27 protein-coding genes and 2 tRNA genes are annotated in these 25,553 nt (G+C 73.1%); 15 read left to right on the top strand and 14 right to left on the bottom strand.

Annotated features, from left to right (window positions below; all coding sequences use genetic code 11):
* Positions 1–91 precede the first annotated feature (91 nt).
* A complete protein-coding gene (gene corA, locus E4P38_RS04655; protein ID WP_135130576.1) occupies positions 92–1,216 on the top strand; it encodes a magnesium/cobalt transporter CorA in 1,125 nt (374 codons plus the stop codon).
* Between the two features lie 60 nt (positions 1,217–1,276).
* On the opposite strand, the gene E4P38_RS04650 is transcribed toward corA, so the two are convergent.
* Together E4P38_RS04650 and rsmI are read right to left on the bottom strand one after the other, a co-directional pair.
* Positions 1,277–2,086, bottom strand: coding sequence for a DUF559 domain-containing protein (locus E4P38_RS04650; RefSeq protein ID WP_245160780.1), 810 nt, complete (start codon positions 2,084–2,086; stop codon positions 1,277–1,279).
* Between the two features lie 180 nt (positions 2,087–2,266).
* A complete protein-coding gene (gene rsmI / locus E4P38_RS04645) occupies positions 2,267–3,106 on the bottom strand; it encodes a 16S rRNA (cytidine(1402)-2'-O)-methyltransferase (RefSeq protein WP_135130574.1) in 840 nt (279 codons plus the stop codon).
* Between the two features lie 105 nt (positions 3,107–3,211).
* On the opposite strand from rsmI, the gene E4P38_RS04640 reads away from it, so the two are divergent.
* Both E4P38_RS04640 and E4P38_RS04635 read left to right on the top strand, forming a co-directional pair.
* Positions 3,212–4,741 carry a phospholipid carrier-dependent glycosyltransferase gene (locus E4P38_RS04640; protein WP_135130573.1) on the top strand — a complete coding sequence of 510 codons (1,530 nt, stop codon included), beginning with the start codon at positions 3,212–3,214 and terminating at the stop codon, positions 4,739–4,741.
* 38 nt (positions 4,742–4,779) lie between these two features.
* Positions 4,780–5,556, top strand: coding sequence for an enoyl-CoA hydratase-related protein (locus E4P38_RS04635; RefSeq protein WP_135130572.1), 777 nt, complete (start codon positions 4,780–4,782; stop codon positions 5,554–5,556).
* 63 nt (positions 5,557–5,619) lie between these two features.
* On the opposite strand, the gene E4P38_RS04630 is transcribed toward E4P38_RS04635, so the two are convergent.
* From E4P38_RS04630 to E4P38_RS04610, 5 genes are all read right to left on the bottom strand, one after another.
* Positions 5,620–5,693, bottom strand: a tRNA-Ala gene (locus tag E4P38_RS04630).
* A gap of 65 nt (positions 5,694–5,758) precedes the next feature.
* Positions 5,759–6,418 (bottom strand): hypothetical protein, encoded by a 660-nt coding sequence (locus tag E4P38_RS04625; protein ID WP_245160779.1) that lies wholly within the window; start codon positions 6,416–6,418, stop codon positions 5,759–5,761.
* A gap of 165 nt (positions 6,419–6,583) precedes the next feature.
* Positions 6,584–7,150 (bottom strand): GNAT family protein, encoded by a 567-nt coding sequence (locus E4P38_RS04620; RefSeq protein ID WP_245160778.1) that lies wholly within the window; start codon positions 7,148–7,150, stop codon positions 6,584–6,586.
* Between the two features lie 52 nt (positions 7,151–7,202).
* Entirely contained in the window at positions 7,203–8,627 is a 1,425-nt protein-coding gene (gene glp, locus E4P38_RS04615; RefSeq protein ID WP_209308926.1) for a gephyrin-like molybdotransferase Glp, read from the bottom strand.
* 76 nt (positions 8,628–8,703) lie between these two features.
* Positions 8,704–9,648: a UTP--glucose-1-phosphate uridylyltransferase gene (locus E4P38_RS04610; protein ID WP_135130569.1), complete on the bottom strand. Its 945-nt coding sequence runs from the start codon at positions 9,646–9,648 to the stop codon at positions 8,704–8,706.
* A gap of 26 nt (positions 9,649–9,674) precedes the next feature.
* Here E4P38_RS04610 and E4P38_RS04605 point away from each other — a divergent pair, with 26 nt between their 5' ends.
* From E4P38_RS04605 to E4P38_RS04590, 4 genes are read left to right on the top strand one after another with little or no spacing between them, the layout of a single operon-like run.
* Positions 9,675–10,268 carry a 5-formyltetrahydrofolate cyclo-ligase gene (locus tag E4P38_RS04605; RefSeq protein ID WP_135130568.1) on the top strand — a complete coding sequence of 198 codons (594 nt, stop codon included), beginning with the start codon at positions 9,675–9,677 and terminating at the stop codon, positions 10,266–10,268.
* Between the two features lie 42 nt (positions 10,269–10,310).
* Positions 10,311–11,663 (top strand): SLC13 family permease, encoded by a 1,353-nt coding sequence (locus E4P38_RS04600; RefSeq protein ID WP_135130567.1) that lies wholly within the window; start codon positions 10,311–10,313, stop codon positions 11,661–11,663.
* Between the two features lie 17 nt (positions 11,664–11,680).
* Positions 11,681–12,931, top strand: coding sequence for a CoA transferase (locus E4P38_RS04595; protein WP_135130566.1), 1,251 nt, complete (start codon positions 11,681–11,683; stop codon positions 12,929–12,931).
* Positions 12,928–14,469 (top strand): carboxyl transferase domain-containing protein, encoded by a 1,542-nt coding sequence (locus E4P38_RS04590; RefSeq protein WP_135130565.1) that lies wholly within the window; start codon positions 12,928–12,930, stop codon positions 14,467–14,469. Before E4P38_RS04595 ends, E4P38_RS04590 begins: the two co-directional genes overlap by 4 nt.
* A gap of 4 nt (positions 14,470–14,473) precedes the next feature.
* On the opposite strand, the gene E4P38_RS04585 is transcribed toward E4P38_RS04590, so the two are convergent.
* Positions 14,474–14,968, bottom strand: coding sequence for a MarR family transcriptional regulator (locus E4P38_RS04585; RefSeq protein ID WP_135130564.1), 495 nt, complete (start codon positions 14,966–14,968; stop codon positions 14,474–14,476).
* Between the two features lie 158 nt (positions 14,969–15,126).
* On the opposite strand from E4P38_RS04585, the gene E4P38_RS04580 reads away from it, so the two are divergent.
* The 3 genes from E4P38_RS04580 (at position 15,127) to mscL (ending at position 16,666) form a co-directional block, all read left to right on the top strand.
* Positions 15,127–15,456 (top strand): FmdB family zinc ribbon protein, encoded by a 330-nt coding sequence (locus tag E4P38_RS04580; RefSeq protein ID WP_135130563.1) that lies wholly within the window; start codon positions 15,127–15,129, stop codon positions 15,454–15,456.
* A gap of 106 nt (positions 15,457–15,562) precedes the next feature.
* Positions 15,563–16,183, top strand: a complete 621-nt coding sequence (gene cpaB, locus E4P38_RS04575) for a Flp pilus assembly protein CpaB (protein ID WP_135130562.1) — start codon at positions 15,563–15,565, stop codon at positions 16,181–16,183.
* A 36-nt stretch (positions 16,184–16,219) separates the two neighbouring features.
* Positions 16,220–16,666 (top strand): large conductance mechanosensitive channel protein MscL, encoded by a 447-nt coding sequence (gene mscL, locus E4P38_RS04570; RefSeq protein WP_245160777.1) that lies wholly within the window; start codon positions 16,220–16,222, stop codon positions 16,664–16,666.
* Here mscL and E4P38_RS04565 read toward each other — a convergent pair.
* Positions 16,663–17,349, bottom strand: a complete 687-nt coding sequence (locus E4P38_RS04565; RefSeq protein WP_167760442.1) for a YbaK/EbsC family protein — start codon at positions 17,347–17,349, stop codon at positions 16,663–16,665. The two genes, mscL and E4P38_RS04565, sit on opposite strands and share 4 nt — an antisense overlap.
* A 139-nt stretch (positions 17,350–17,488) precedes the next feature.
* Here E4P38_RS04565 and E4P38_RS04560 point away from each other — a divergent pair, with 139 nt between their 5' ends.
* Both E4P38_RS04560 and E4P38_RS04555 read left to right on the top strand, forming a co-directional pair.
* Positions 17,489–17,845, top strand: a complete 357-nt coding sequence (locus E4P38_RS04560; protein WP_135130561.1) for a VOC family protein — start codon at positions 17,489–17,491, stop codon at positions 17,843–17,845.
* Entirely contained in the window at positions 17,842–18,261 is a 420-nt protein-coding gene (locus tag E4P38_RS04555) for a PaaI family thioesterase (protein ID WP_135130560.1), read from the top strand. The genes E4P38_RS04560 and E4P38_RS04555 overlap by 4 nt, the downstream gene beginning before the upstream one ends.
* Here the strand turns inward: E4P38_RS04555 and E4P38_RS04550 are convergent.
* From E4P38_RS04550 to E4P38_RS04535, 4 genes are read right to left on the bottom strand one after another with little or no spacing between them, the layout of a single operon-like run.
* Positions 18,258–19,172: an MSMEG_6728 family protein gene (locus E4P38_RS04550; protein WP_135130559.1), complete on the bottom strand. Its 915-nt coding sequence runs from the start codon at positions 19,170–19,172 to the stop codon at positions 18,258–18,260. The genes E4P38_RS04555 and E4P38_RS04550 overlap by 4 nt on opposite strands.
* A gap of 16 nt (positions 19,173–19,188) precedes the next feature.
* Complete coding sequence (locus tag E4P38_RS04545) at positions 19,189–19,494, bottom strand: biopolymer transporter Tol (protein ID WP_135130558.1); 306 nt, start codon at positions 19,492–19,494, stop codon at positions 19,189–19,191.
* Positions 19,491–20,351, bottom strand: coding sequence for an NAD-dependent protein deacetylase (locus E4P38_RS04540; protein ID WP_135130557.1), 861 nt, complete (start codon positions 20,349–20,351; stop codon positions 19,491–19,493). The genes E4P38_RS04545 and E4P38_RS04540 overlap by 4 nt, the downstream gene beginning before the upstream one ends.
* A 49-nt stretch (positions 20,352–20,400) precedes the next feature.
* Complete coding sequence (locus E4P38_RS04535) at positions 20,401–20,775, bottom strand: hypothetical protein (protein WP_135130556.1); 375 nt, start codon at positions 20,773–20,775, stop codon at positions 20,401–20,403.
* A 184-nt stretch (positions 20,776–20,959) separates the two neighbouring features.
* Here E4P38_RS04535 and E4P38_RS04530 point away from each other — a divergent pair, with 184 nt between their 5' ends.
* Positions 20,960–22,858: a PKD domain-containing protein gene (locus E4P38_RS04530; protein ID WP_209308925.1), complete on the top strand. Its 1,899-nt coding sequence runs from the start codon at positions 20,960–20,962 to the stop codon at positions 22,856–22,858.
* 133 nt (positions 22,859–22,991) lie between these two features.
* A complete protein-coding gene (locus tag E4P38_RS04525) occupies positions 22,992–24,929 on the top strand; it encodes a PKD domain-containing protein (protein ID WP_135130554.1) in 1,938 nt (645 codons plus the stop codon).
* Positions 24,930–24,961: 32 nt separating this feature from the next.
* On the opposite strand, the gene E4P38_RS04520 is transcribed toward E4P38_RS04525, so the two are convergent.
* Positions 24,962–25,034: transfer RNA gene (locus E4P38_RS04520), tRNA-Arg, on the bottom strand.
* Positions 25,035–25,214: 180 nt separating this feature from the next.
* On the opposite strand from E4P38_RS04520, the gene E4P38_RS04515 reads away from it, so the two are divergent.
* Positions 25,215–25,535: a GNAT family N-acetyltransferase gene (locus E4P38_RS04515; protein ID WP_135130553.1), complete on the top strand. Its 321-nt coding sequence runs from the start codon at positions 25,215–25,217 to the stop codon at positions 25,533–25,535.
* Positions 25,536–25,553: the final 18 nt, after the last annotated feature.

Below are 25,553 nucleotides of genomic sequence, written 5' to 3'. Positions count from 1 at the left end.
ATCGACTTCTCGCAGCGTCGCACGGGCGCGCGGCCGCCGCATGCCTACGCTGCAGTGGCCCACGCCCGGGCCATCCCGAGGAGGTGCGCCGATGAGCGGCAACGAGAACCCGGCAGCCACCCCGGTGGACCTCCCGGTCGACCTGCCCGTCTCAGCGCCCCCGCCGAGCCTGCGGCCGCGGCCGGCCGGGGCACCCCGGTCGGTGCCGTCGCGCCCGACCGGTGTGGACCCGATCGTCGACTGCGCGGTCTACGTCGGCGGGAAGCGGCACGCGCCGGTGCCCGCACACGACTCGCTCCGCGTGGCCACCGAGAACGGCGGCTTCGTCTGGCTGGGGCTGTTCGAGCCCAACGAGGAGGAGCTGACCTCGATCGCCGAGCGGTACGGGCTGCACCCGCTGGCGGTGGAGGACGCCGTCTACGCCCACCAGCGGCCCAAGCTCGAGCACTACGACGACGCGCTGTTCATGGTGCTGAAGACCGGCCGGTACGTGGAGCACGAGCAGCTGACCGCGACCAGCGAGGTCGTCGACACCGGTGAGGTGATGGTCTTCCTCGGCGCCTCCTACGTGATCACCGTCCGGCACGGCCAGCACGGCGGCCTGACCGACCTCCGCAGCCGCCTCGAGGAGCAGCCCGACCTGCTCGCCCTGGGCCCGTCGGCCGTGCTCTACGCGGTCGCCGACCTGGTGGTCGACAACTTCGTCGAGGTCGCGGTCGCGGTCGAGGCGGACGTCGAGGAGCTGGAGGCCTCGGTCTTCGCCAGCGACCGCCGCGACGACATCGGCCGGCTGTACCAGCTGAAGCGCGAACTAATGTCGCTGCGCCGGGCCGTCTCACCGCTCGAGGTGCCGCTGCAGAAGCTGGCCGAGAAGCAGATCGACGTCGTCCCCGATGCGATGCGCTCGTACTTCCGGGACGTGCTCGACCACGCGATCCGCGTGCGCGACCAGGTCGGCTCCCTCGACGAGCTGCTCTCGTCGATCCTGCAGGCGTCGCTGGCGCGCAGCTCGCTGGCCGACAACGAGGACATGCGCAAGATCTCGGCCTACGCCGGCATCATCGCCGTCCCTACGGCGATCGCGGGCATCTACGGGATGAACTTCGACCACATGCCCGAGCTGAGCTGGCGGTACGGCTATCCGCTCGTGCTGCTGCTCATCCTGAGCATCTGCCTGGTGCTCTACCGCAGCTTCAAGCGCAACGGCTGGCTCTAGCCCGCGCCGTTGTGCACGTATCCACGTCACCCGGGCGGAATGACGTGGACGGGTGCACAGTCACGCCTCGATCGCGGCTGCGATCCGCATGAGCAACTCCTCGGGTCGGTGCAGGTCGGCGGCAGTCACGAACACCACCGTCCAGCCCGCCGCGCGCAGCCTGTTGAGGCGCCGACGATCCTTGGCGAACTGTCCCGCCTCGGCATGCCAGAGCCCGTCGTACTCGAGGGCGACCTTCTGGTCGGGCCAGGCGAAGTCCACGCGCGCTGCGACGCCCTCGCCATCGAGCACCCGGAACTGAGCCACCGGGGCCGGGAGGTCGCTCCGCAGGATCAGCAGCCGGAGTCGCGTCTCCTGAGGTGACCCGGCAAGGCCGTCAGCCAGATCGCACACGGCACGTGCGCGCGCCGATCCAGGGCCACCGGTGCTGGCGGCAAGCCGGCGAACGGGCTCGAGGTCGACCACACCCGTTGCGATCAGCTGATCCACGGCACAAACCGCGTCGTCGGTCGGGAGTGACCCCGCCAGCCGTACGGCCGTGGCTTCGGCGGTCGTCACCGGGATGTCGAGACGGCGGGCGCGCAGGTCCTGAGGCAGAACGGCCCGGCGCACCCGCAGGCCTGGCATCCGGCACGCGTTCGCCGTGGGAGGCAGCGTGACCTCCACGTCGTCGTCGGCCCCCACGAGGTCGACGCCCCACAGCAGCGCGGCGCTGCAACCGGTGACGACGGCGTCCGGCAGCAGGACGGCCGCTGCCGCGGCGCGCACCTGGTGGGTCACCGGGACCGCGGCGTGGACGTAGACGTCGCGGAACAGCCGCCGCCACGTCGGGCCGTCCAGCTGCCGTCGGGTCAGCAGACCGGCTCGCACCGCTTCGGTACCGCGGAACACATCGGCACGCAGCTGTCGGGGAACGCTCGCCGGCCGCACACCGGAACCGTGCCCGACTGCCGGCCCCCGTCGGCTCCACTGTCCACAGGCCGAGCGGTTGTGCACCTGTCCACGTCATCCACCCGGAATGACGTGGACAGGTGCACAGTCGCGGTAGAGCTAGGGCTGCTTCGCGGCGAGGACGGCGTCGTAGACGGTGCGTTTGGGCAACCCCGTGCGGACGACGACGGCGCGGATGGCGTCCTTGCGGGTGGAGCCCATGTCCTCCTCGGCGGCCACGGCGGCGGCCAGCGCAGCGGGGTCCAGCGACACCGCCACCTCCGGCGCACCGCCCACGACCAGCGTGATCTCGCCCTTGACGCCCTCGGCGGCCCATTCGGCCAGCTCGGCCAGCGGACCCCGGCGGATCTCCTCGTAGGTCTTGGTCAGCTCCCGGCACACTGCGGCCTCGCGCGCCTCGCCGAAGACGGCCGCGGCGTCGGCGAGGGAGTCGGCCAGCCGGTGCGGCGACTCGAAGAAGACCATCGTGCGCCGCTCGTCCGCGAGCCCGGCCAGGCGGGACCGGCGCTCCCCCGCTCGGCGCGGCAGGAACCCCTCGAAGCAGAACCGGTCGACCGGCAGACCCGACACCGCCAGCGCCGTGGTGACCGCCGACGGCCCGGGCACCGAGGTGATCGGTACGCCCGCCTCGATCGCCGCCCGCACCAGCGTGTAGCCGGGGTCGGAGACCGACGGCATGCCCGCATCCGTGAGCAGCAGGACCGTCGCGCCGTCGGCGAGGGCGGCCATCAGCCCCGGGAGCCGCGCCTGCTCGACCGACTCGTGGAAGGTGACGATCCGGCCGGTGAACGTGACCTCGAGGTCCTTGGCGAGCCGGTGCAGGCGCCGGGTGTCCTCGACGGCGAGCACGTCGGCCGATGCCATCACCTCGCGCAGCCGGGGGCCCACGTCGCCGGGCTGCCCGAGGGGCGCACCACCCAGAACCAGCCGACCCGTCACGGCACGGAGCCTGTCACGGCGATTGCCGCAGGCCCGCCCGCAGGGTCCCGGCGCGAGCTTGCGGGTGCCGGGGGGCAGCCGGGTCAGTTCACTACCCTGACGGGCATGGCGGTGCTGGCTCCCGAGCGGGCGGACCCGGGCCCCCGGGAACCCGGGCCGGCGGGCCGGTCCCGGCGGTGGCCGCTCCCCCGCCCGCGTCGGGACAGCACGCCTGCGCTGCCGGACGACCGCGAGGTGGCGTGGGTCCTGACGGTGGTCCTCGGCGTCGTCAGCCTGGCCAGCCGACTCTGGGTCATCAGCTATCCCAGCGACAAACTCTTCGACGAAGCGTACTACCCGCCCGAGGCGCACGAGCTCCTGACCTGGGGTTTCGAGTACAACCGCGGCTACTCGTTCATCGTCCACCCGCCGCTGGGAAAGTGGTTGATCGCGGCCGGCGAGCAGGTGTTCGGCTACAACTCCTTCGGCTGGCGGTTCCCCTCCGCGGTCGCCGGAGCGGTGGCCGTCGTCGTCCTCGTCCGGCTGGCGCGGCGGCTGACCGGCTCCACGCTGCTCGGCCTGCTGGCCGGCTTGCTGCTCGCGCTCGACGGCTTCTCCTTCACCCTGTCGCGGATCGGCCTGCTCGACGCCTTCCTCCAGGTGTTCGTCGTGTCCGCGGTCGCCTGCCTCGTCGTCGACCGGGACAAGGTCCGTGCCCGGGTGCGGGCGGTGGTCGACGTCCCGGCGACCGGGTTCCGGCTGGGCCCGCGGGGCTGGCGGATCGCGGCCGGCGTCCTGTTCGGCTGCGCCTGCGCGGTGAAGTGGAGCGGCATCTGGTTCCTGGCGTTCTTCGCCGTCCTGTCGCTGTTCTGGGACCGTGCCGCGTGGCGGGAGGCGGGGGTCCCCCGGCCCTCGCGCACCGTGCTGCGCCGCGGTCTGCCGGGTGCGGCCTGGGCGCTGGGCGCCGTCCCGGTGCTGGCCTATCTGGCGTCGTTCACGGGGTGGTTCCTCGGGGAGACCTCGCAGGGCAAGGCGTGGGCGCAGCAGCACCCGGACACCGCGTTCGGCTTCGTCCCCGATGCGCTGCGCGCGCTGTGGCACGAGCACGCCCAGTGGCTGAAGTTCCACAACAACCTGTCGACGCCGCATCCGTGGGAGTCCGGGCCCTGGTCCTGGCTGGTCGACGGCCGGCCGATCCTGCTGTGGAACCCGCAGGGACTCACCGACCCGGCCGGCGACCAGGTCGTCCGCTACATCCTGATGATCGGGACGCCGACCCTCTGGTTCGCCTTCGCGCCGGCCTTGGTGTGGCTCATCTGGCGGATGGTCGGACGGCGGGACCCGGCGGCCCTCACGGTCGCGGTCGGTATCGCCGCGGGCTGGCTGACCTGGTTCCTCAACCCCGAGCGCACGATGTTCATCTTCTACATGGCGCCCGCCCTGCCGTTCTTCGTGCTGGCGGTGACGCTCGTGCTGCAGGACGTCATCGGCCGGCCCGGCGCGGACCCGTTCCGGCGGCAGGTGGGCCTGGGTGCAGTCTGCCTCTACGTCGCCCTGGTCGCCGCGACCTTCGCCTTCTTCTACCCGGTGCTCACCGGCGAGCCGCTGTCGCACGCGGAATGGCTGCAGCGGATGTGGTTCCCCTCCTGGTTCTGACCCCTACGGTGGCGGAAGGGCCGACGAAGGGGTTGTCGATGAGCGACGTGCTGACCGAGGTCGACGGCGACGTCTGGCGGATCACCCTCGATCGCCCGGAGTCCGGGAACGCACTCACCCCCGCTCTCGCCGAGGAACTCGCCGCCGCGTTCTCGGACCGGCCGGAGGAGACCCGGGCCGTCCTGCTGCTGGGCAACGGCCCCCGCTTCTGCGTCGGCGGCGACGTGCAGGGCTTCGCGGGCGCCGAGGATCCCGGCGCCTTCGTGGGTCAGCTCGCCCACGACTGGCACGAGGTCGTCCGGCTGCTGCTCGGCACCCCGGTGCCGGTGGTGGCCGGCATCCACGGAGCCGTCGCCGGCGCGGGCCTCGGCCTGATCGGGGCCTGCGACGTCGTCGTCTGCGCGCGCGGCACGAAGCTGCGCCCCGCCTACGGCTCGATCGGCTTCTCGCCCGACGGCGGCTCGTCGTGGGCGCTCGCCCGCGCCCTGGGTGCGCCCCGCGCACTGGAACTGATGCTCACGAACGGCACCCTGACCGCCGCCGATGCGCACCTGTTCGGGCTGGTCGGCAGGCTGGTCGAGGACGACGACCTGCGCGAGTCCGCGATCGCCCTGGCCCACGAGGTCGCCGCCGGGCCCGTCCGCGCGATGGTGCGCACGCGGGCCCTGGTCCGCCGCGCGGCGATCCGGACGCTGGAGGAGCAGCTGGACGACGAGGCCCAGCTGATCGCGGAGTCCGCCGCCGACCCCGAAGGCCGGGAAGGCGTGCGCGCGTTCATCGAGAAGCGGCCGCCGGACTTCCGCAACGCCCGCTGACCCGACGCCCCCGGAACGACGAAGGGCCGGGCCCAGACGGGCCCGGCCTCTGTCGTGAAGGTGTGGAGCTGAGGGGAGTTGAACCCCTGACCCCCTCGATGCGAACGAGGTGCGCTACCGGACTGCGCCACAGCCCCTTCAGGGCAGAAGAATACCGTCCCGGCTCCCCGATGCGTGCACCGGGGAGCCGGGATGGGACATGTCAGGCGTTGACCACCCGGCGCGGCTGGTACTCGTCGATGTCGGCGAACCCGATGTCGTCGTCGTCGAGACCGACCACCGCGCTCTGCTGCCAGCCGACGGGCGCCGGCGTGCGGGCCACGACGACCCGGGCGCGGAACTGGGCCACCGGCGCCAGCGGGACGCTGGGGTGCGGGAGCACCGGCGCAGCGACGGTCTCGTGGACCTCCGGCTCCGGCTCAGCTGCCGAGGCACGCAGCGCCTCCCGGGCCGCGGCACGCGCTGCCCGGCGGGCGGCCAGCCGCTCGCGCCGGGCCACCTTGCGGAGGACCAGCACGTAGCCGACGACGGCGACGTCGAGGAGCACCTGCGCCGTCCACAGCCAGGGGCTGGCGACGACTGCGCCGACCATGGCCAGCGCAGCGAGCGCGACCAGTCCGCCGAGTGTTCGACGCCGGAGGGCGTGCACGTCCACCTGCAGCTCACCGCTGGTGCGCAGCAGGTCACGGTCGACCGAGACCCGCTCGGTGTCGGCGTGGACCACAGGGTCCACGGTCCGGCGCCGTTGCAGCGTTCGGCCCGAGTCGGCCAATTCCGCTCGGCCTCCCTGCGTGTCGCCGCGGGTCACCACCATGGGCACCAGCACGACGAACCAGAGAACGACCAGAGCGGCCAAGAGCACGCCCGATCCCATTCGAACACCACCTGTCACATGAGTCACTCGCAGAGGCGAGGTTATGCAGCAGGGCACACGCAACACGGGAGGCGCGCGGTGTGTCGCCGAGTCTTGTGTGGCCCGTGTGACGAGCGAGGCGTGTCGCCGCTCGGGTCCCCGGACCACGGGCCCTCAGCGTGATAGGCGCTGCTGCCAGTGCGCGAGCACGCCGCCGGGGTGGTCCTCGGCCAGCAACGCGTACGCGATGTGGTCCCGCCAGTCGCCGTCGATGTCGAGGTAGCGCCGCAGCAGGCCCTCCCGCTGGAAGCCCAGGCGCTCCACCAGCCGCTGGCTCGGCTCGTTCTCGGGCCGGATGTCTGCCTCCACGCGGTGCAGCCCGACCTCGCGGAAGGCGTGGTCGCACACGAGGGCGACCGCCAGGGAGGCCATGCCCCGGCCGGCGGCCTCGCGGTCGATCCAGTAGCCGAGGAAGCCCGAGCGCAGCGCGCCGCGGACGATGTTGTCGAGGGTGACCTGACCGGCCAGCCGCCCCTCGACGCGGACGGCGAACGGCAGCGAGGTGCCCTGGCCCGCCCGACGGAGCACGGCCCGGCGCATCGCCCGGTATGCCGCCGGGGTGTGTCGCTCCCGCCAGGGGATCCCGTGCGAGGGCTCCCACGGGCTCAGCCAGGCCTCGTTGGCCACCCGGATGCGGCTCCACTCGGCGGCGTCCCTCCGGCGCAGCGGGTGCAGCTCCACCGGTCCCCAGCCGAGCGTCGCCGGCCAGCCGGGGTGGAGGGCGGGGTCCAGCTCAGCCGCCGAGCAGGAGCGGCATCACGGTCACCAGCCCACCGGCGGCCACCTCGGTCACGTCCTCGTCGATGACGATCAGGCAGTTCGCCCGGGCCATGCGGGCGAGCAGCGCCTCGGTGCCGTCGCCGACGGGCTCGACGACGTAGCCGCCGTCGGGGTGCCGCATCACCGTGCCGTGCAGGTACTGCCGGTAGCCCAGCGGGGACATCAGGTGCTGCCCGGCGATCGCCTGGACGGTCCGCCGGAACAGCTGCCGCTTGCCGAGCATCAGCCGGATCGCCGGGCGGACGAACACCTCGAAGGCCACCAGCGCGGCCACCGGCTCACCGGGGATGCAGATGACCGGGATGTCGTCGCGTCCGAGGCGACCGAAGCCCTGCGCCGGGCCGGGGTGCATGGTGACCTGCCGGAAGCGCATCTCGCCGAGCTCGGCGAGCGCCTCCTGCACCATGTCGAACCCGCCGCTGGCGAACGTCCCGGCGATGAGCACCAGGTCGCTGCGCAGGAGCTGGCTCTCCAGCACCTCGGTGAGGCGGCGTCGGTCCGACGGCAGGATGCCCGAGCGGTAGGCCTCGGCACCCGCGTCCCGGGCGGCCGCGGCGAGCGCGTAGCTGTTCACGTCGACGACCTGACCGGGCGCGGGCGCCGTCCCGACGTCGACCAGCTCGGTGCCCGCGCAGAGGACGGCGATCCGCGGGCGCGGGCGCACCAGCACCCGCTCGCGGCCGACCGCGGCGAGCAGGCTGATCTGCGCGGGCCCGATCGGCGTCCCGACCTGGACGGCGGGGTCGCCGGGGGCGACGTCGTCGCCGGTCCGGCGCACGTAGCTGCCGGCCGGGGGCCCGGCGTGGACGGCGACGCGCACCGGACCCTGGTCGGTCCACACAGCAGGGACGACGACGTCGGAACCGGCCGGCAGCATCGCGCCGGCGGCGACCTTGAGGGCCAGCCCCGGACCGATGGACGACGGCACGCTGGCGCCGGGCACGCTCTCCCCCACGACGGCCAGCTCGACCGGCGCCTCGAGGCTCGCGCCATGGACGTCGTCCGCTCGGGCGGCGTAGCCGTCGAGGGCGGCCTGGTCGAATGCGGGCAGCGCGCGCTGGCTGACGACCTCCTCGGCGCAGAGCAGACCCTGCGCGTCGAGGACGGCCAGTTCGATCGGGTCCGGCTGGGGCACCGCGGCGAGGATCTCGTCGAGATGCCGCTCGACGGTGCGCACCGTGGCCAGCCCCTCGGAGAGCTGGAGGATCGGCACCGGCTGCTCGCTCTGCATCCGGGGCTCGGGAACGGGGCGGCTCTCCAGGCGGGCGGCCGTGCCGACCCGCTGGCTGTCGGTCGGGCGCGGAGGCGCCATCGGCATGTCCACTTGGGCGGTGTCCCGGTATCCCCGGAACCCCCCGCCCGCGCTGTCCTGACTCATCCTCACCACCGTCGTATCGCCGTACCGCCGGTTCCGACGGTGTTCCCCCGCCCGATGGTGCCCCTGCCGGGCCCGGTCAGGACGGCGACGCGCCCTCTGCGGGCAGGCCGGCCACGAACTCACGCAGGAAAGCACGCATCGGCGGGCCCAGATCGTCGCGCTCGCTGGCCAGCTGGACGACGGCCTTCAGGTAGTCCAGCCGGTCGCCGGTGTCGTAGCGCCGGCCGCTGAAGACGACTCCGTGCACCGGCTCGCCGCGCTCGACGAGAGTCGCCAGGGCGTCGGTCAGCTGGATCTCGCCGCCGCGTCCGGGCGGCGTGCCGCGCAGCACCTCGAAGATCTCGGGCGCGAGAACGTAGCGGCCGATGATGGCCAGGCTGCTGGGCGCCTCGTCGACCGGCGGCTTCTCGACCAGGCCGGTGACGGTCACGACCTCGTCGCCGTCGATCACCGGGTGCGCACCGGGCTCGATCGCAACCGCGCCGTACTTGTCGATGTTCTCCATGCCGACGTCGAGCAGGGCGATGACCGAGCCGCCGTGCTCGGCCTGGACGGCCAGCATGTGCTCGAGCAGGTGGTCGCGCTCGTCGATCAGGTCGTCGCCGAGGAGGACGGCGAAGGGCGCGTCGCCCACGAACGCCGCCGCCTGCAGCACCGCGTGACCCAGACCCATGGCTTCGCCCTGCCGGACGAAGTGCACCTGGGCGACGTTCGTGGAGGCGTGCACGGCGGCCAGCCGGTCGGGGTCGCCCTTCTTCTCCAGCGCCGCCTCCAACTCGGGCACGCGGTCGAAGAAGTCCTCGATGGCCGCCTTGTTGCGGCCGGTCACCATCAGCACCTCGGGCAGGCCCGCCCGGGCGGCCTCCTCGACGATGTACTGGAGCGCCGGGCGGTCGACGACCGGCAGCAGCTCTTTGGGCACGGCCTTGGTGGCCGGCAGGAAGCGTGTGCCCATTCCCGCGACGGGGATGACGGCCTTGGTGGCCGGCCCGGAGGTGCGACGGGTGGTGGGGCTCGACATTCCGGCAGCCTAGCTAGCCTGCCGGGATGACCATCGGGCCCGAGGTCGGCGCCGCCAAGACCGCCGTCCGCACCCGCCTCCTGGCCCGCCGGCGCGCCCGCCCGGAGGCGGAGCGGACCGCGGCGGCCGCGGCGATCTCGGCCGCCCTGGTGCAGGGGCTGGCCGGGGCAGGGACCGTCGCCGCCTACGTCCCGGACGAGATCGAGCCCGGTCACGGCGCCCTTCCCGCCGCCCTCGCCGAGCTCGGGGCGCGGGTGCTGCTGCCTGTCGTGCCGTCGGTCGGTCACGACCTGGCCTGGGGTGTCGACACCGGCCGGCTGGAGCCGGGGCGCTTCGGCCTGCTGGAGCCGGTGGGCGAGCGGCTGGACCCGGCCGCGCTCGGCGCCGCGGACGTCGTCGTCCTGCCGGCCCTCGCGGTGGCCCGCGACGGCGAACGGCTCGGCCGGGGCGGTGGCTACTACGACCGGGCGCTCCGGCACGCCCGGCCGGACGCCGTCCTGGTGGCCGTCGTCTTCGACGACGAGCTGCTCGACGAGGTGCCCGTGGAACCGCACGACCGGCGGGTCACCGCCGTGGTGACGCCGTCCGGCGGCTGGCAGGCGCTACCCGCGAGTCACTGAGACAGTGGACCGGCCGCATCCCCCGACGCCGTGGGAGTGACCGTGTCCCCTGAGATCGTCACCATCATCGCACTGGTCGTGATCTTCGCGATCGCCACGTTCCTGCCGATCAACATGGGCGCGCTGGCCTTCGTCGCCGCGTTCATCGTCGGCACGTTGTCGGTGGAAATGACCACCGACGAGATCCTCGGCGGGTTCCCGGCCGAGCTCGTGCTGACCCTGATCGGGGTCACCTATCTGTTCGCGATCGCGCAGAACAACGGAACCGTCGACCTGCTGGTCCGCGGTGCGGTGAAACTCGTCGGCGGCCACGTCGCCGCCATCCCCTGGATCATGTTCTTCGTCACCGCGCTGCTCACCGCGATCGGCGCGCTCTCCCCCGCCGCCGTCGCGATCATCGCGCCGATCGCGCTGACCTTCGCCGCACGGCACGGGATCAGCCCGCTGCTGATGGGCATGATGGTCATCCACGGCGCCCAGGGCGGCGGGTTCTCGCCGATCAGCGTCTACGGCGTCACGGTCAACACCATCGTCGAGGACGAGGGCCTCCCGGACGCCTCGCTGCAGGTCTTCCTCGGCAGCCTCTTCTTCAACCTGGCGATCGCGCTGGTCCTCTTCTTCGTGCTGGGCGGCCGCAAGCTGCTCGGCCGCAAGGTGGAGAGCGCACGACTGGAGCACGTCGAGCACGCGCACGGGACCGTCGTCCGGGGCCACGGCGCGGCTCCCGGCCCCGGCGTCGGGGGCGACTCTGCCGATGACGCTGACGAGCACATCCACCCCGAGGTCCCGCAGCCGGTGCGGTTCGAGCAGATCCTCACCCTGATCGGGCTGGTCGTCGTCGCCGTCCTCGCGCTGGTCTTCGACCTCGATATCGGCTTCGTGGCGATCACCGTGGCCGTCGTCCTGGCGCTGTTCTCCGCCCAGCAGCACAAGGGCGCGGTGACCCAGATCAGCTGGTCCACCATCCTGCTCATCGCCGGCGTGCTCACCTTCGTCTTCGTGCTCCAGGAGGCGGGCACGATCGACTACGTCGGCGACGCGGTCACCGGGCTGGGCGTCCCCCTGCTGATCGCCCTCCTCCTCTGCTACATCGGAGGGGTGGTGTCGGCGTTCGCGTCGTCGACCGCGATCATCGGCGTCGCCATCTCACTCGCGGTGCCGTTCCTGCTCGCCGGGGACATCGGCGCCGTGGGCGTGGTGGTCGCCCTGTCCGTGGCCTCGACCATCGTCGACGTGAGCCCGTTCTCCACGAACGGCGCACTGGTGCTGGCCAACGCGCAGGACGTCGACCGTGACCGCTTCTACAAGCAGATCCTCAGCTACGCCGGGATCGTCGTCGCCGTGGGCCCGCTGCTGGCGTGGCTCGTGTTCGTCGTCGTCCCGTCGTGGGTGTGAGCTGATCGGAGTCCACCATGACCGGACCGCTGGACGGCGTGCTCGTCGTCGACCTGACCCGAGCCCTGGCCGGGCCGCACGCCGCGATGATGCTCGGCGACCTCGGCGCCCGGGTGATCAAGGTGGAGAGCCCGGGCACCGGCGACGACACCCGCGGCTGGGGTCCGCCGTTCGTCCAGCCGGAGGGCCACCCCGGGCCCGGAGCCCGGGAGTCCACCTACTTCCTGTCGACGAACAAGAACAAGGAGTCGATCACCCTCGACCTCAAGGACGACGCCGACAAGGCGGTCCTCACCGATCTGCTCCGCCGGGCCGACGTGCTGATGGAGAACTTCCGTCCCGGCACCCTGGCCCGCCTGGGCTTCGGCACCGAGGTGCTCGCCGAGCTGAACCCGCGGCTGGTGACCCTGGCCATCAGCGGCTTCGGCCACGACGGCCCGGAGGGCGGCCGCGCCGGCTACGACCAGATCGCCCAGGGCGAGGGCGGCCTGATGTCGCTGACCGGCTCCGGACCGGACGACCCGCAGCGGGTCGGCGTCCCGATCGGTGACCTGCTGGCCGGCATGTACGGCTCCTACGGCGTGCTGGCCGCGCTGATGGAGCGCGAGCGCACGGGCCGCGGCAAGGTCGTGCGCACCTCGCTGCTGGCCGCGATCGTCGGCGTGCACGCCTTCCAGGGGACGGCGTGGACGGTGGCGAACAAGGTCGGCCGCGCGCAGGGCAATCACCATCCCTCGATCGCGCCCTACGGCCTCTTCCACTGCTCCGGCGGCAGCGTCCAGGTGGCGTGCGCCAACGAGTCGCTGTGGCGGCGGCTGTGCGCGGAGTTCGACCTCGACCCGGAGACCCCAGGGATGGAGACCAACGGCGACCGGGTGGAGCACCGCGACGAGGTGATCGCGCTGCTCGAGCGCGCGTTCGCCGACATCACCGCCGAGGACCTGCTGGCCAGGCTGGCGACGGTCGGCATCCCTGCGGGGAAGGTCCGGACCATCGACGAGGTCTACGGCTGGGACCAGGCGCTCTCGCAGGGGCTGCTCGTCGACGTCGACCACGCGACGCTGGGCCCGTTGTCGCTGCCGGGACCCCCGTTGCGGTTCTTCGACGCGACTCCGGACGGCGAGACGGAGACGACCCGACGGACGCACACGGCGCCCCCCGTGCTGGGTGCTGACGGACCGTCAATTCGCGCATGGTTGTCTGAGGCCTCCTCCGGCGTGCCGCAGCCGGAGGACGACGACGACATCGAGAACGGACACGCCACATGAGCGCTCCCACGTCCTCCCGCCCGCCACGGGTCGACGCCCGGACCCTCCGTGACCTCGTGCTGGACCCGGGGTCGTGGAAGTCCTGGGACGCTCCGGTCCCCCCGCGCGAGGTGGATGACGCCTACGCCGCCGAGCTGGCCGCCGCCACGGAGAAGAGCCGGCAGGACGAGTCGATCATCACCGGGGAAGGCACCCTGCGCGGCCGGCGCGTGGCCGTCGTAGCCGGGGAGTTCAGCTTCCTCGCCGGCTCCATCGGGGTGGCCGCCGCCGAGCGGCTGATCACCGCCGTGGAGCGGGCGACGGAGGAAGGGCTGCCGCTGCTGGCGGCGCCGGTCTCGGGCGGCACCCGCATGCAGGAGGGCACCGTCGCCTTCCTCCAGATGATCGGCATCACCGCGGCGATCGCCCGCCACAAGGAGGCCGGGCTCGCCTACCTCGTCTACCTGCGCAACCCCACGTTCGGCGGCGTCCTCGCGTCCTGGGGGTCGACCGGTCACGTGACGATCGCCGAGCCGGGAGCGTCGATCGGCTTCCTCGGCCCGCGGGTCTACGAGGCCCTCTACGGCGACCCCTTCCCGGAGGGCGTGCAGACCGCCGAGCACCTGGCCGAGCGGGGCCTCATCGACGCCGTCGTCCCGCACGACCAGATCGCCGACGTGGCCGACCGGGCGCTCCGGGTGCTGGCCGCGCGGTCGACCTGGCACCGCGACGTGGCGGGTGCGGAGCGCCCGAGCCCCGACGACGGCACGGACGCCGACGACCCCGAGGACGGCCGCAGCGCGTGGGACGTCGTCACCGCGTCCCGGCGCGAGGACCGGCCCGGGGTGCGCCGGCTGCTGCGCACGGCCGCCACGGATGTCGTCGGACTGAGCGGCACCGGCGCCGGCGAGAAGGACCCGGGGCTGCTGCTGGCCCTGGCCCGCTTCGGCGGCGCGCCGTGCGTCGTCCTCGGGCAGGACCGGCGCGGGCAGAGCCTGACCGCACCGCTGGGCCCGGCGGCCCTCCGTGAGGCGCGACGCGGCATGCACCTGGCCCAGGAGCTGCGGCTGCCCCTGCTGACGCTGATCGACACCCCCGGGGCGGCGCTGTCCCGGGAGGCGGAGGAGGGCGGCCTGGCCGGTGAGATCGCCCGCTGCCTCCAGGACCTGGTCATGCTGAAGGCACCCACGCTGGCAGTGCTGCTGGGTCAGGGCACCGGTGGCGGGGCGCTGGCCCTGGTGCCGGCGGACCGCGTGCTCGCCGCGGCCAACGGCTGGCTCGGCCCGCTGCCCCCCGAGGGCGCCTCGGCGATCGTGCACCGCGACATCACGCACGCCGGCGAGATGGCGCAGGCCCAGGGCGTGCGGGCGACCGACCTGTGGCGGGCGGGGATCGTCGACCGGGTGGTGCCCGAGCGTCCGGACGCCGCCGACGAGCCCACCGAGTTCTGCGAGCGGCTGGGCCGGGTGCTGGGCGAGGAGCTCGCCGGCCTCCTCGGGCGCGACGACGGCGAGCGCTACCGCAGCCGGCTGCACCGCTACCGCCACCTCGGTCGCTGAGCGGTCAGCCCTCGGGTTCCACCGCGATCTCGATGCGCTGACTGCGGTCGGGGTCGAGCTGCTCGACGATCGCCTGCAGCGCCTCGCCGAGCGCGTGCGTCTGCTCGGTGGTGAGGGGCGCGAACATCGCCTCGCGGACGGCGTCGACATGGCCGGGCGCCACCGACCGGACGACGTCCCACCCCGTGTCGGTGAGCACCGCGAGGTTGCCGCGGCCGTCGTCGGTGGAGCGCTCGCGGCGTACCCAGCCGCGGTCCTCCAGGCGGGCGACCGTGTGCGACAGCCGGCTCTGCGACTGGTTGGCGCGCCGGGCCAGATCGCTCATCCGCCGGCTGCGCGAGGGTGACTCCGACAGCATGGCCAGGACGACGTAGGCCGCGTGGCTGATGCCGGCGTCGCGCTGCAGCTGGGCATCCAGGGCCCGCGGCACCAGCTCGGAGACGGTGAGCCAGGCGCGCCAGGTCCGCTGCTGGTCCTCGTCCAGCCACTCGGATGCCACGCGCCAGAAGGTACTGGGCTGCTCAGCACCCATCCCCCGAAGGTCGGACCGTGGGGAGCGGCACGTGGACGGACGGTCGCGGCATGGCGCATCATTGGCAGTCGCCGGGCGTGAGTGCCAGCCCGCAACAGTCACCGCACCACCAGGGAGCCACCGCCGTGCCCACGTACGAGTACGCCTGCACCAACCCCGAGGGCAAGCACGAGTTCGAGGTCGTGCAGTCCTTCAGCGACGCACCGATCAGCGAGTGCCCGGTGTGCGGCTTCCCGGTGCGCAAGGTCTACGGGTCGGTCGGGGTCGTCTTCAAGGGCTCCGGCTTCTACCGGACCGACAGCCGCAAGAGCGCCACCGCGTCGGAGACGTCGTCGTCGTCATCCAAGGACTCCTCGTCGTCGTCGTCGAAGGAGGGGTCGTCCTCCTCCACCTCCTCCCCCGCCCCTGCGGCGCCGTCCTCGTCCGGCAGCAGCGGGTCCAAGGCCGCCAACTGACCACACGGGGCCGACCGTCGCCCCGTCGTCGTCCACAGGACGCGTCGCTCTCCACAACCTGAGCCGAGCCGGGTCCCCCGACCCTGCGCTCGGCCAGCCTCAGGCCATGCCGCACTTCCGCCGCCCCCGCTCGCCGGTGCACGTCGCCCGGCAGGTCGCCGCGGTGCTGCTCGGGGTCCTCGCGCTCGTCCTGGCGCTCCGACCGGCGCCGGTCGACGCGACGGCACGCGTACCCGACGGGGTCGAGGTGGCCGTGTCGGTCCGCGACCTGCCGGCCGGCACGGTCCTCGGCGCCGGTGACCTCGAGGCGGCCCGGTACCCGCCCGAGGCGGTGCCGGCCGGGGTGGCCGCCGACCCCGAACAGTTGCTGCACCGGGTGCTGGCCGGTGGCGTTCGTGCCGGGGAGCCGATCACCGATGCCCGCCTCGTCGGCGCCGGGCTGACCGCACTGCTGCCGGAGGGACAGGTCGCCGCACCCGTCCGGCTGGCCGACCTGGCCATCGCGGGGCTGGTGCGCACCGGTGACCGCGTGGACGTCCTGGCGACCGCCGCCGACGCCGCTGCCGCCGAGGTCGTCGCCGGTGGTGCGCTGGTGCTCGCCGCGATCGGGGCGGACGAGGAGTCGGGAGCAGGGCTGCTCCTGATCGCCGTCGACGGCGACACTGCGGCCCGGCTCGCAGCGGCCGCGACCACCGCGACCCTGACTGTGAACCTGCCCCCACCCTGACGTGGCGCGACGCCCTGCCCGGCCTCGTGTGGGTGGATGGACCCCATGATCAAGGGCTTCAAGGACTTCCTGCTCCGCGGCAACGTCGTCGACCTGGCGGTGGCGGTCGTCATCGGCACCGCATTCACGGCGCTGGTCACGGCCTTCACGACGTCGTTCCTGCAGCCGCTGATCGGCCTGGTCGCCGGTGGCGGGGTCGACGGCGGGACGGCGGTCGTCGACGGGCAGGAGTTCACGTGGGGCGCGTTCATCAACGCGCTGATCACCTTCGTGCTCACCGCGGCGGTCGTCTACTTCGTCGTCGTGCTCCCGATGAAGGTGCTCGTGGAGCGGCGCAAGCGCGGCGAGGAAGCCGGTCCAGTTCTGCCGACCCAGGTCGAGCTTCTCGTCGAGATCCGCGACCTGCTCCGCGCCCAGCAGAGTGGCCCCGTCCAGGGCACCGTCCCGAGCGAGCGAGGGGTGGGTGGGACGGGGTCCTTCTAGTCGCTGCCCCAGTGCGGCGGGCGGTCCTCCAGGTACCGGCGGTCGTCGTCGGCCGGCTCCCCGGGCCGATCGCCCCACCCCACGTCGCTGTCGTCCGGGGCGCGCGTCGGCGGGGTCGCCGGCGCCGACGGGTCGGGCTCCGGCAGGGGCTGCCCCAGGCCGTCGAGCACCTCGGCGGCCGGCAGTGCGGCCAGCAGCGACCCCGCGACGGCGAGCTTGCCGCCGCGGATCCCGGAGCCGATGACGACGAAGTCCGCCGCCTCGACCTCGGGATCGATGAGCACCGGCCAGTCGGCGGGCAGCCCGACGGGCGTGATGCCGCCGAACTCCATGCCCGACTCGGCCACGGCGACGTCTTGCGGGGCGAACGACGCCTTGCGGGCGCCCAGGTGCCGCCGCACCAGCCCGTTCACGTCGGCGCGCGTGGTGGCGAGGACCACACAGGCCGCCAGCGTGGTCTGCCCGGCCCGCCGCGCGGCGACGACCACGCAGTTGGCCGAGATCTCGAGCGGGATGTCGTAGGCGGCGCAGAAGGCCGCCGTGTCGGCCAGCTCGGCATCGATCTCGGCGACCCACGCCGGACCCGGCAGCAGCGAGAGCGCCGCAGCGACCGGTGCACCCAGCAGGTCCGGCCGCTCCGTGGCCGGCAGCCAGGTCAGCGAGCCCAGACGGGGGGCGGTCATCGGGCGGGAGCAGGTCGCGACGGCACGGGCAGATCTTGCGACACCCGGGCGTCCGCGTGCAGGGCGGGTGGCCGCATCGTCGCGCTGACCGGCCGGGATCCGACTGTCGCGCGCCCCGCGGTCACGTCAGGATGGGCTCATGATCGGCCAGCTCCACTCCGTCGTCATCGACGCTCCCGACGCCCATGCGCTCGCCACCTTCTACGCCCGGCTGCTCGGGATGGACGTGAAGGGTGCACCCGGCGACGACTGGGTCACCATCACCGGCGCGGGCTACCGCATCGCCTTCCAGCAGGCGCCGGACCTGGTGCCACCGGACTGGCCGGACCCCGCCCGCCCCCAGCAGTTCCACCTCGACATCCGGGTGGCCGACGTCGAGGAGGCCGAGCCGAAGGTCCTCGAGCTCGGTGCCCGGCGGCTGCCCGGCGGGGGTGGCGACTTCCGCGTCTACGCCGACCCCGTGGGCCACCCCTTCTGCCTGGTGTGGGACGCATGAGCGCCGACCTGCCGCCGGTGGATCTCAGCGCCGCCAGTCCGTTCGTGGCGTCCATGAACTTCGAGGTGGCCGAGGCCACCGGAACGCGGGTGACCGGGCACGTCGACCTGGGGCCCGACCAGCACACCCCCTGGGGCGTCGTGCACGGTGGCGTCTACTGCTCGGTCGTCGAGTCCGCTGCCAGCATCGGGGCGAGCACCGCCGTGGTCGACCGCGGCCAGTTCGCCGTCGGGGTCAACAACAACACCGACTTCCTCCGGCCCATGACCTCCGGCCGGATCGACGTGGTGGCCGAGCCGATCCAGCAGGGCCGGACGCTGCAGCTCTGGCAGGTGCGCCTGACCCGGGCCGACGACGGGAAACTCGTCGCGCGTGGCCAGGTGCGGCTGCAGAACGTCCCCCTCCCGGGGGCCTAGCCGACCACGGCCGGGTCGAGGGTGACCTGGAAGAGCGCCCGCGGGTCCTGCAACGTGGCCGGCGGGAGCGCGGCCGACCGCGGCACGACCCGGTCCCACCGGGCCGGACGGCGGTGCGGCAGCAGGTCGCGGCCCTGGAACACGTAGTCGCCCACGACCTCGCCCAGCAGCAGCCCCGCGCCGTGCTCGATCGGCAGCGCGACGCGGTCGCCCGGGCGGATGTCGTCGAGGAAGACCGAGAGCTGTCGCAGGTCCTTGCCCGGGCGCCGTCCCGACAGCTCCTTCGCCAGCTCCCGCAGCTCCGTCGGCGAGAGCCCGGTCGCGTCCACATCGATGCCCGACTGCGTGCCCAGCCCGACGACCCCCGCGGCCAGGCAGGCACCCAGCTCGTTGTGGTTGCGCGGCCGCACCACCCGGACCCGGACGCCGTCGGGCACCGGCACCGGCGGCACGTCGTCGGGCGGGGGCCACACGTAGGGCAAGTCGTCGGGCTCGGCACCGAAGCGCTCGGTGAAGCGGGCCCGGTAGAAGCCGGCATCCTTCGCGATCAGGTTGGACCGGTGCGAGCGGTGCAGCTCCTCGTTCCCCAGCCAGGTCGGCAGCACCCCCGCGGAGGCCAGCTCCTTCTGCGGCACGCCCACGACCTCGGGGGCGAACTCCCCGATCTGGTGTTCTGTGCTGTCGGCGAACCCGCGCTCCTGCCAGACCCGGGCCATCGCCAACCCGTAGGCCACCAGCGCCGGGGTGCGGCCCCGCCACATGAGCACGGCGGGATGGTTGGCCCAGCCGTAGTCGGGCAGCTCGATCGCCCGCAGGATCTGCAGCGTCTCGACCCGCTGCTTGCCCAGGCGCGGGGAGTCCAGCAGCCGGGCGCTGTCGGCGAAGTCGGCCACCGGGAGGAACGTCTGCATCGCCGTCCAGTCTCGTTCAGCCGTCGAGCGCGCGCAGCGCGGCCTCCCAGCGGGCGCGACGGGCGTCGTCGGACTGGTCCCACCAGGCCTCGCCCCGCTCCCCCAGGCCGGTCTTCCCGAGCTGCACCCGGGCCCGCGCGGCCGCGACGGCGGCCTCGTCGCCGGCCTGCCCCGCCGTCCGCACCCCGGAGCGGGCGACACCCAGGTGGTGCAGCAGCCGGGCACGGACGTCGTCCGGCAGGGCCGGGTCGGCCGTCCGCCAGCGTCGTCCGTCGACCACCACGTACCGGCCGTCGTCGGTGCGCTCGACCTCCCGGGTCATCCGGCGAGGCGGGCGGCCAGGGCGGGGAGGACGTCCCCGAGCGGGGCGTCGACCCGGACGTCGGCCTTCGCGTCGCCGCGGGTGGCGCCGACGTTGACGATGGCGACCGGGATGCCGAGCTTCGCCGCGCGCAGCACGAACCGGTAGCCGCTCATGACCGTGAGGGACGAGCCCAGGACCAGCAGGCTCCCCGCCTCCTCGAGCAAGCCGAAGCAGTGCTCGACCCGGTCCCGCGGCACGGTCTCGCCGAAGAAGACGACGTCGGGCTTCAGCGGCCCGTCCCCGCAGGCGAGGCAGCCGACCATCACGAAGTCGTCGAGCAGCTCGTCGGGCAGCTCGGCGTCGCCGTCGGGGTTCACCTCGTCGACCCTCGGCCCGAACGTCGGGTTGGCCGCCCGCAGCCGCTCGTCGAGCGCCGCCCGCCCGGCGACGTCCCCACAGCCGAGGCAGACCGTGCGGTCCAGCCCGCCGTGCAGTTCGACGACGTCACTCGCGCCGCCGGCCTGGTGCAGGCCGTCGACGTTCTGGGTGATGACCCCGCCGAGCAGTCCCGCCGCCTGCAGCGCGCCCACCGCGCGGTGCCCCTCGTTGGGCCGGGCGCCGCGGATCTGCCGCCAGCCGACGTAGCTGCGCGCCCAGTAGCGGTGCCGGCCGCGTGGGTCGCGGGTGAAGGTCTGGTAGGTCATCGGGGTGTGCCGCCGCAGGCTGCCCGTCGCGCCCCGGTAGTCGGGGATGCCGGAGTCCGTCGACAGCCCGGCCCCGGAGAGGACGACGACGTCGCCGTCGGCCACCAGCTCGGCCAGCGCGTCGAGAGACGCCGGATCGGAGCGCGGGAGAGCGGTGGGCGCTGCGGTCACCGGTCCATGGTCCCTGCGAATCGGCGACCGCGCCGGGACGGTCGCGCGACTACGGGTCCTCCTCGGTGTTGAGGTAGCTGCAGCGGAAGCGGGCCTTGGACATCGCCTCGGTGAAGAGCGCCTCCCACGCGGGGTCCTGAGCGGGGAACGTCTCCATCACCCGCTCCTCGAGCACGACCGGCCGCCCGTCGAGCCCGGTGTACGCGCGGCGGACCAGCACCCGGGTGACGCCGTCGACCTCGTCGTGGGCGGGCGCCCACCGTGCGCGCGCGATGGCCGCGGCGAGCTCGGCGCGCGGCCCGCTCGGCAGCCGTCCCGCCCCTCCGGCCTCCCGCTGGAGGGCGCGCCAGAGCGCGAGCCCGCCGAAGACCAGCAGCCCGAGCACGCCCAAGATCAGGGCGAGCTCGACCAGGCCGACGATCATGACCCGACGCTAGTTCGCCGGGGCCGGTGCGGCGCGGAATCGAGACGCGCGGTCCCCCCTTACGGCGGGCAGCCCTCGGGGCTAGCGTCCGCCGACGCCGACGGGTTCGTGTCCGCCGGTGGGCCAGGGGGATCACGACACGCTGCCTTCTGGAGGCCGGATGCGGATCCGGGCGATCGCACAGGTGACCGCTGTGGTGCTGCTCCTCGCCTCGGTGACCGTCAGCTCGGCCGCCCAGGGCGCCGCCGAGCCCGGCGTCGTCCACTTCACCGCCGTCGGCGACTACGGCTCCTCGGCCGACACCAGCGCCCTCCTCGACCGCATGTCGGCGTCGGACCCGGACCTGAACCTCGCCCTGGGCGACATGTCCTACGCGGGACCGGGGAGCGAGCCGGCGTGGTGCGACTACGTCACCTCGCACGTCGGCACCGGCTTCCCCGTCCAGCTGATCTCGGGCGACAACGAGAGCAGCGGCCAGCACGGGCACATCAACAACTTCTCCGCCTGCCTGCCCAACCAGCTCCCCGGCCTGGTCGGCACCTACGGCCGGCAGTGGTACGTCGACGTCCCGCAGGACGACCCGCTCGTCCGGTTCGTCATGATCTCGCCGGCCCTGGAGTACGCCGACGGCACCTGGTCCTACGCCGCCGGCACGCCGCGCTACAACTGGACGGCCGCGGCCATCGACGGCGCCCGCGCGACCGGTGTCCCGTGGGTCGTGGTCGGTGCCCACGAGCCGTGCATCGCCCTGGGCCTGGAGTGCACGATCGGCGGGGACCTGCTGGCGTTGCTGCTGAGCAAGCGGGTCGACCTGGTCCTGCACGGGCACCAGCACATCTACGGGCGCACCCATCAACTGGCCCTCGGCGCGAACTGCCCGGTCGTCCAGGGCGCGTACGACCCCGACTGCGTCGTGGACCCCGACGGCCAGATGAGGCAGGGCGCCGGGACGGTGCTCGCGACGGTCGGCGTCGGCGGGCGCTCGTTCACGACCCTGCCGGCCAGCGACTCCGAGACCGCCTATTTCGCGACGATCTCCGGTGGCAACCGCAACCCGGCGTACGGCTATCTCGACGTGCGCGCGACGGAGGACGACCTGCGGGCGCAGTTCGTCGCGACCACCGGGACCCTCACCGACTCGTTCACCATCGACCGCGGAACGCCACCACCCAACACGGCACCGACCGCGGCGTTCACCTCCTCCGCGTCCGGCCTGACCGCGACGTTCGACGGCCGCGGCTCCTTCGACGACGGCCAGATCGCCTCGTACGCCTGGAACTTCGGGGACGGCGGCACGACCACCGGTCCCCAGGCCCAGCCCCAGCACCTCTATGCGGCCGCGGGCACCTACGACGTCACCCTCACCGTGACCGACGGCGCCGGGCTCACCGGCACCGTCACGCACCCGGTCACGGTCACCACACCCCCGCCCGCCAGCGACTTCGTCGCGGACGCCTTCGACCGCAGCGTCACCAACGGCCTGGGGACGGCGGACGTCGGCGGCCCGTGGTCGATCAGCGGCACCGCGGCCAACTTCACGGTCTCGGGCGGCACCGGGAGGATCACCTCGCCGAGCGTCGGCCAGCTCCGGTCCGCGTGGCTCGGCGCCACCACCCGCAGCGACACCGACCTGCGGATGACCTTCTCCCTCGACAAGGTGCCCACCGGCAGCGGCCTCTACCTCGACGTCGTCGGCCGCCGCGTCAGCCTGAACAACGAGTACCGCGCCCGCCTGGTGATGGCCGCCAACGGCAGGATCACCGTGCAGCTGACGGCGCTGAAGGGCAGCGGGAACCCGGTCGCCATCGGCACTGCCGTCACCCTGCCGACGTCCATCACCTACTCGGCCGGATCCCAGCTCAACGTGCGCATGCAGGTGACCGGGACCAACCCCACGACCGTGCGGCTCAAGGTCTGGCCGGTGGGGGCGGCAGAGCCCACGGCCTGGCAGACGACCGCCACCGACACCTACGCGGCGCTGCAGAACCCCGGCGCCGTGGGGATGGCGACCTATCTGTCGGGCAGCGCCACCAACGCCCCGGTCGTCGTCCGGATCGACGCGCTCGGCGGGCGGCCGACGTGAGGTGCGGCGTCCTTCTCCCGGGTGAGACGCGTCCGTACCCCTATGGCACGGCATACAGCGGGGTTACGGTCCGCGGCCAAAGACGGGGTCGGGTTTTCCTGCGCTCTCGCCTGCCCGCTGAGCGGAGGACGCTGTGAGGACTCGCACGCTGGCCCAGGTGGTCGTGGTCGGGATGCTGCTCGCCCTGGTGAGCGGCGGGACCGTGGCCCAGGGCGCACCCCAGCCCGGCGTCGTCCATTTCACCGCCGCCGGCGACTTCGGCAGCAATGCGCGCACCGACACGGTGCTGGCCGGGATGAACGCGGCGGATCCGGACCTCAGCCTCGCGCTCGGCGACCTCTCCTACGCGGCCACCGGCACCGAGCAGGCCTGGTGCGACAAGGTCACGTCCCAGCTGGGCGCGGGCTTCCCCTTCGAGCTGATCGCCGGCAACCACGAGAGCAACGGGCAGAACGGCAACATCAACGACTTCTCCGCCTGCCTGCCCAACCAGCTCCCCGGCCTGGTCGGCACCTACGGCCGGCAGTGGTACGTCGACGTCCCGCAGATCGACCCGATCGTCCGGTTCGTGATGGTGTCGCCCGCACTGCAGTTCCCCGACAGCACGTGGTCCTACGCCGCAGGATCGCCGCGCTACACCTGGACCGAAGCGGCCATCGACGGCGCCCGGGCCAACAACATCCCGTGGGTCGTCGTGGGCGCGCACAAGCCCTGCTTCTCCATGGGCAACTACACGTGCGAGATCGGTTCGGACTTCACGAACATGCTGATCAGCAAGCGCGTCGACCTGGTGCTGCACGGGCACGAGCACCTGTACCAGCGCTCCCACCAGCTCGGCACGCGCGCCGGGTGCACGACGGTGACCCCGGACGCCTACAACGCCGCCTGCCGCGCCGACACCGACGCCACCATGAACCAGGGCGCCGGAACCGTCTTCGTGACGTCCGGACTGAGCGGCCAGGAGCGGCGTGACGTCAACACCGCCGACACCGAGGCCGGCTACTTCGCGAGCTACTCGGGTGGCAATCTGAACCCGACCGACGGCTTCTTCGACGTGTCGGCGACCGACGATGCCCTGACTGCCCGGTTCGTGCCGGTCGCCGGCGGGACGTTCACCGACTCCTTCGTGATCAACCGCGGGACGCCGCCGCCGAACACCCCACCGACGGCCGCGTTCACGTCGTCCACCAGCAACCTGACCGCCACCTTCGACGGGCGCGGGTCCACCGACACCGAGGGGCCGATCGCGTCCTACTCGTGGGACTTCGGCGACAGCATGCCGCCCGGCAGCGGCGCCCAGCCCTCCCACACCTATGCCGCGGCCGACACGTACAACGTCACGCTGACCGTCACCGACAGTGCCGGCGCCACCGACACGGAGACCCAACCGGTCACCGTGACCGATCCTCCGCCGGGCCCGGTCGACTTCGTCGTCGACAACTTCGGCCGCACGGTCAGCAACGGCCTGGGGACGGCGGACGCCGGCGGGGCGTGGTCGCTCAGCGGCACCGCGGCGAACTTCGCCGTGGACGGCAGCGCCGGAGCGATCACCTCGCCGAGCGCGGGGCAGATCCGGTCGGGCTGGCTCGGCGCCACCACGCGCAGCGACACCGACCTGCGGATGACCCTTGCGCTGGACAAGGTGCCCACCGGCAACGGCCTCTACCTCGACGTGATCGGCCGCCGCGTCAGCCTCAACAACGAGTACCGCGCCCGCCTGGTCATGGCGGCCAACGGGCGGATCACGGTGCAACTGACGGCGCTGAAGGGGACCGGGAACCCGGTCGCCATCGCCACGGCGGTCACCCTGCCGACGTCGATCACCTACTCCGCGGGCTCGCAGGTGAACGTGCGCATGCAGGTGACCGGAACCAATGCGACGACCGTCCGGCTGAAGGTGTGGCCGGCGAGCGTGACGGAGCCGGCGGCCTGGCAGACCACCGCGACCGACACCTACGCGGCACTGCAGACCCCCGGCGCCGTCGGCATCGCCACCTGCCTGTCGGGGAGCGCGACCAACGCGCCCGTGGTGGTGCGGATGGACGCGCTCAGCGCCCGCCCGGCGGCCTGACCGCGCCGCCGCCCGGCGCGGGTCGTGCTGGGTGGCCCCGGCAGGATTCGAACCTGCGGCACACGGTTTAGGAAACCGTTGCTCTATCCCCTGAGCTACGGGGCCCGTGGCGGGCCGACAGGCTGTCGACCGCCGCGGCGCACAGGCTATCTGTTGGGCCGGGAACACCTGCCGGGCCCGACTCGTCACCAATAGGTGAACCGCACGGACGCGATACCGGGCTACGGTTCCGGGTACACGTCAGGCTCCGGCAACGGCGCCGGGGGACGGAAGGACGAGGTAAGCATGGACACGAAGGTGGTGGACGTCCCCGAGAGGGGACGCTTCGAGGTCCGGGTCGACGACCGTGTCGTCGGGCTGGCGAGCTATCACGTCGACGGCACCACGATGACCCTCCCGCACACCGAGGTGGACCCCTCCGTCGGTGGCCAGGGGATCGGGACAGCGCTGGTGGCCGGTGTCCTCGCGGCTGCCCGTGAGCGCGGCCTGACCGTCCTTCCCTACTGCTCCTTCATCCGGCACTACATCCAGCAGCATCCGGAGTACACCGATCTCGTGGCGGCCGACGACCGGCCGCACTTCGGCCTGGAGACCGCCGACCGCTGATCTGCGGGCACCCGCGGC

It is taken from the genome of Blastococcus sp. CT_GayMR16 (assembly GCF_004570875.1).
Lineage (GTDB): Bacteria > Actinomycetota > Actinomycetes > Mycobacteriales > Geodermatophilaceae > Blastococcus_B.
The sequence above is the reverse complement of the archived record's forward strand: the minus strand, read 5'-3'. Positions and strand labels throughout refer to the sequence as shown.

Bases quoted from the DNA above. Each gene is read 5' to 3' on its own strand.
- E4P38_RS04610 (WP_135130569.1), bottom strand. From the start codon at position 9,648: ATGTCGAGCCCCACCACCCGTCGCACCTCCGGGCCGGCCACCAAGGCC.
- E4P38_RS04560 (WP_135130561.1), top strand. From the start codon at position 17,489: ATGATCGGCCAGCTCCACTCCGTCGTCATCGACGCTCCCGACGCCCAT.
- E4P38_RS04640 (WP_135130573.1), top strand. From the start codon at position 3,212: ATGGCGGTGCTGGCTCCCGAGCGGGCGGACCCGGGCCCCCGGGAACCC.
- cpaB (WP_135130562.1), top strand. From the start codon at position 15,563: ATGCCGCACTTCCGCCGCCCCCGCTCGCCGGTGCACGTCGCCCGGCAG.
- glp (WP_209308926.1), bottom strand. From the start codon at position 8,627: ATGAGTCAGGACAGCGCGGGCGGGGGGTTCCGGGGATACCGGGACACC.
- E4P38_RS04535 (WP_135130556.1), bottom strand. From the start codon at position 20,775: ATGATCGTCGGCCTGGTCGAGCTCGCCCTGATCTTGGGCGTGCTCGGG.
- E4P38_RS04565 (WP_167760442.1), bottom strand. From the start codon at position 17,349: ATGACCGCCCCCCGTCTGGGCTCGCTGACCTGGCTGCCGGCCACGGAG.
- E4P38_RS04605 (WP_135130568.1), top strand. From the start codon at position 9,675: ATGACCATCGGGCCCGAGGTCGGCGCCGCCAAGACCGCCGTCCGCACC.
- E4P38_RS04550 (WP_135130559.1), bottom strand. From the start codon at position 19,172: ATGCAGACGTTCCTCCCGGTGGCCGACTTCGCCGACAGCGCCCGGCTG.
- E4P38_RS04515 (WP_135130553.1), top strand. From the start codon at position 25,215: ATGGACACGAAGGTGGTGGACGTCCCCGAGAGGGGACGCTTCGAGGTC.
- E4P38_RS04555 (WP_135130560.1), top strand. From the start codon at position 17,842: ATGAGCGCCGACCTGCCGCCGGTGGATCTCAGCGCCGCCAGTCCGTTC.
- E4P38_RS04635 (WP_135130572.1), top strand. From the start codon at position 4,780: ATGAGCGACGTGCTGACCGAGGTCGACGGCGACGTCTGGCGGATCACC.
- E4P38_RS04545 (WP_135130558.1), bottom strand. From the start codon at position 19,494: ATGACCCGGGAGGTCGAGCGCACCGACGACGGCCGGTACGTGGTGGTC.
- corA (WP_135130576.1), top strand. From the start codon at position 92: ATGAGCGGCAACGAGAACCCGGCAGCCACCCCGGTGGACCTCCCGGTC.
- E4P38_RS04595 (WP_135130566.1), top strand. From the start codon at position 11,681: ATGACCGGACCGCTGGACGGCGTGCTCGTCGTCGACCTGACCCGAGCC.
- mscL (WP_245160777.1), top strand. From the start codon at position 16,220: ATGGACCCCATGATCAAGGGCTTCAAGGACTTCCTGCTCCGCGGCAAC.
- E4P38_RS04590 (WP_135130565.1), top strand. From the start codon at position 12,928: ATGAGCGCTCCCACGTCCTCCCGCCCGCCACGGGTCGACGCCCGGACC.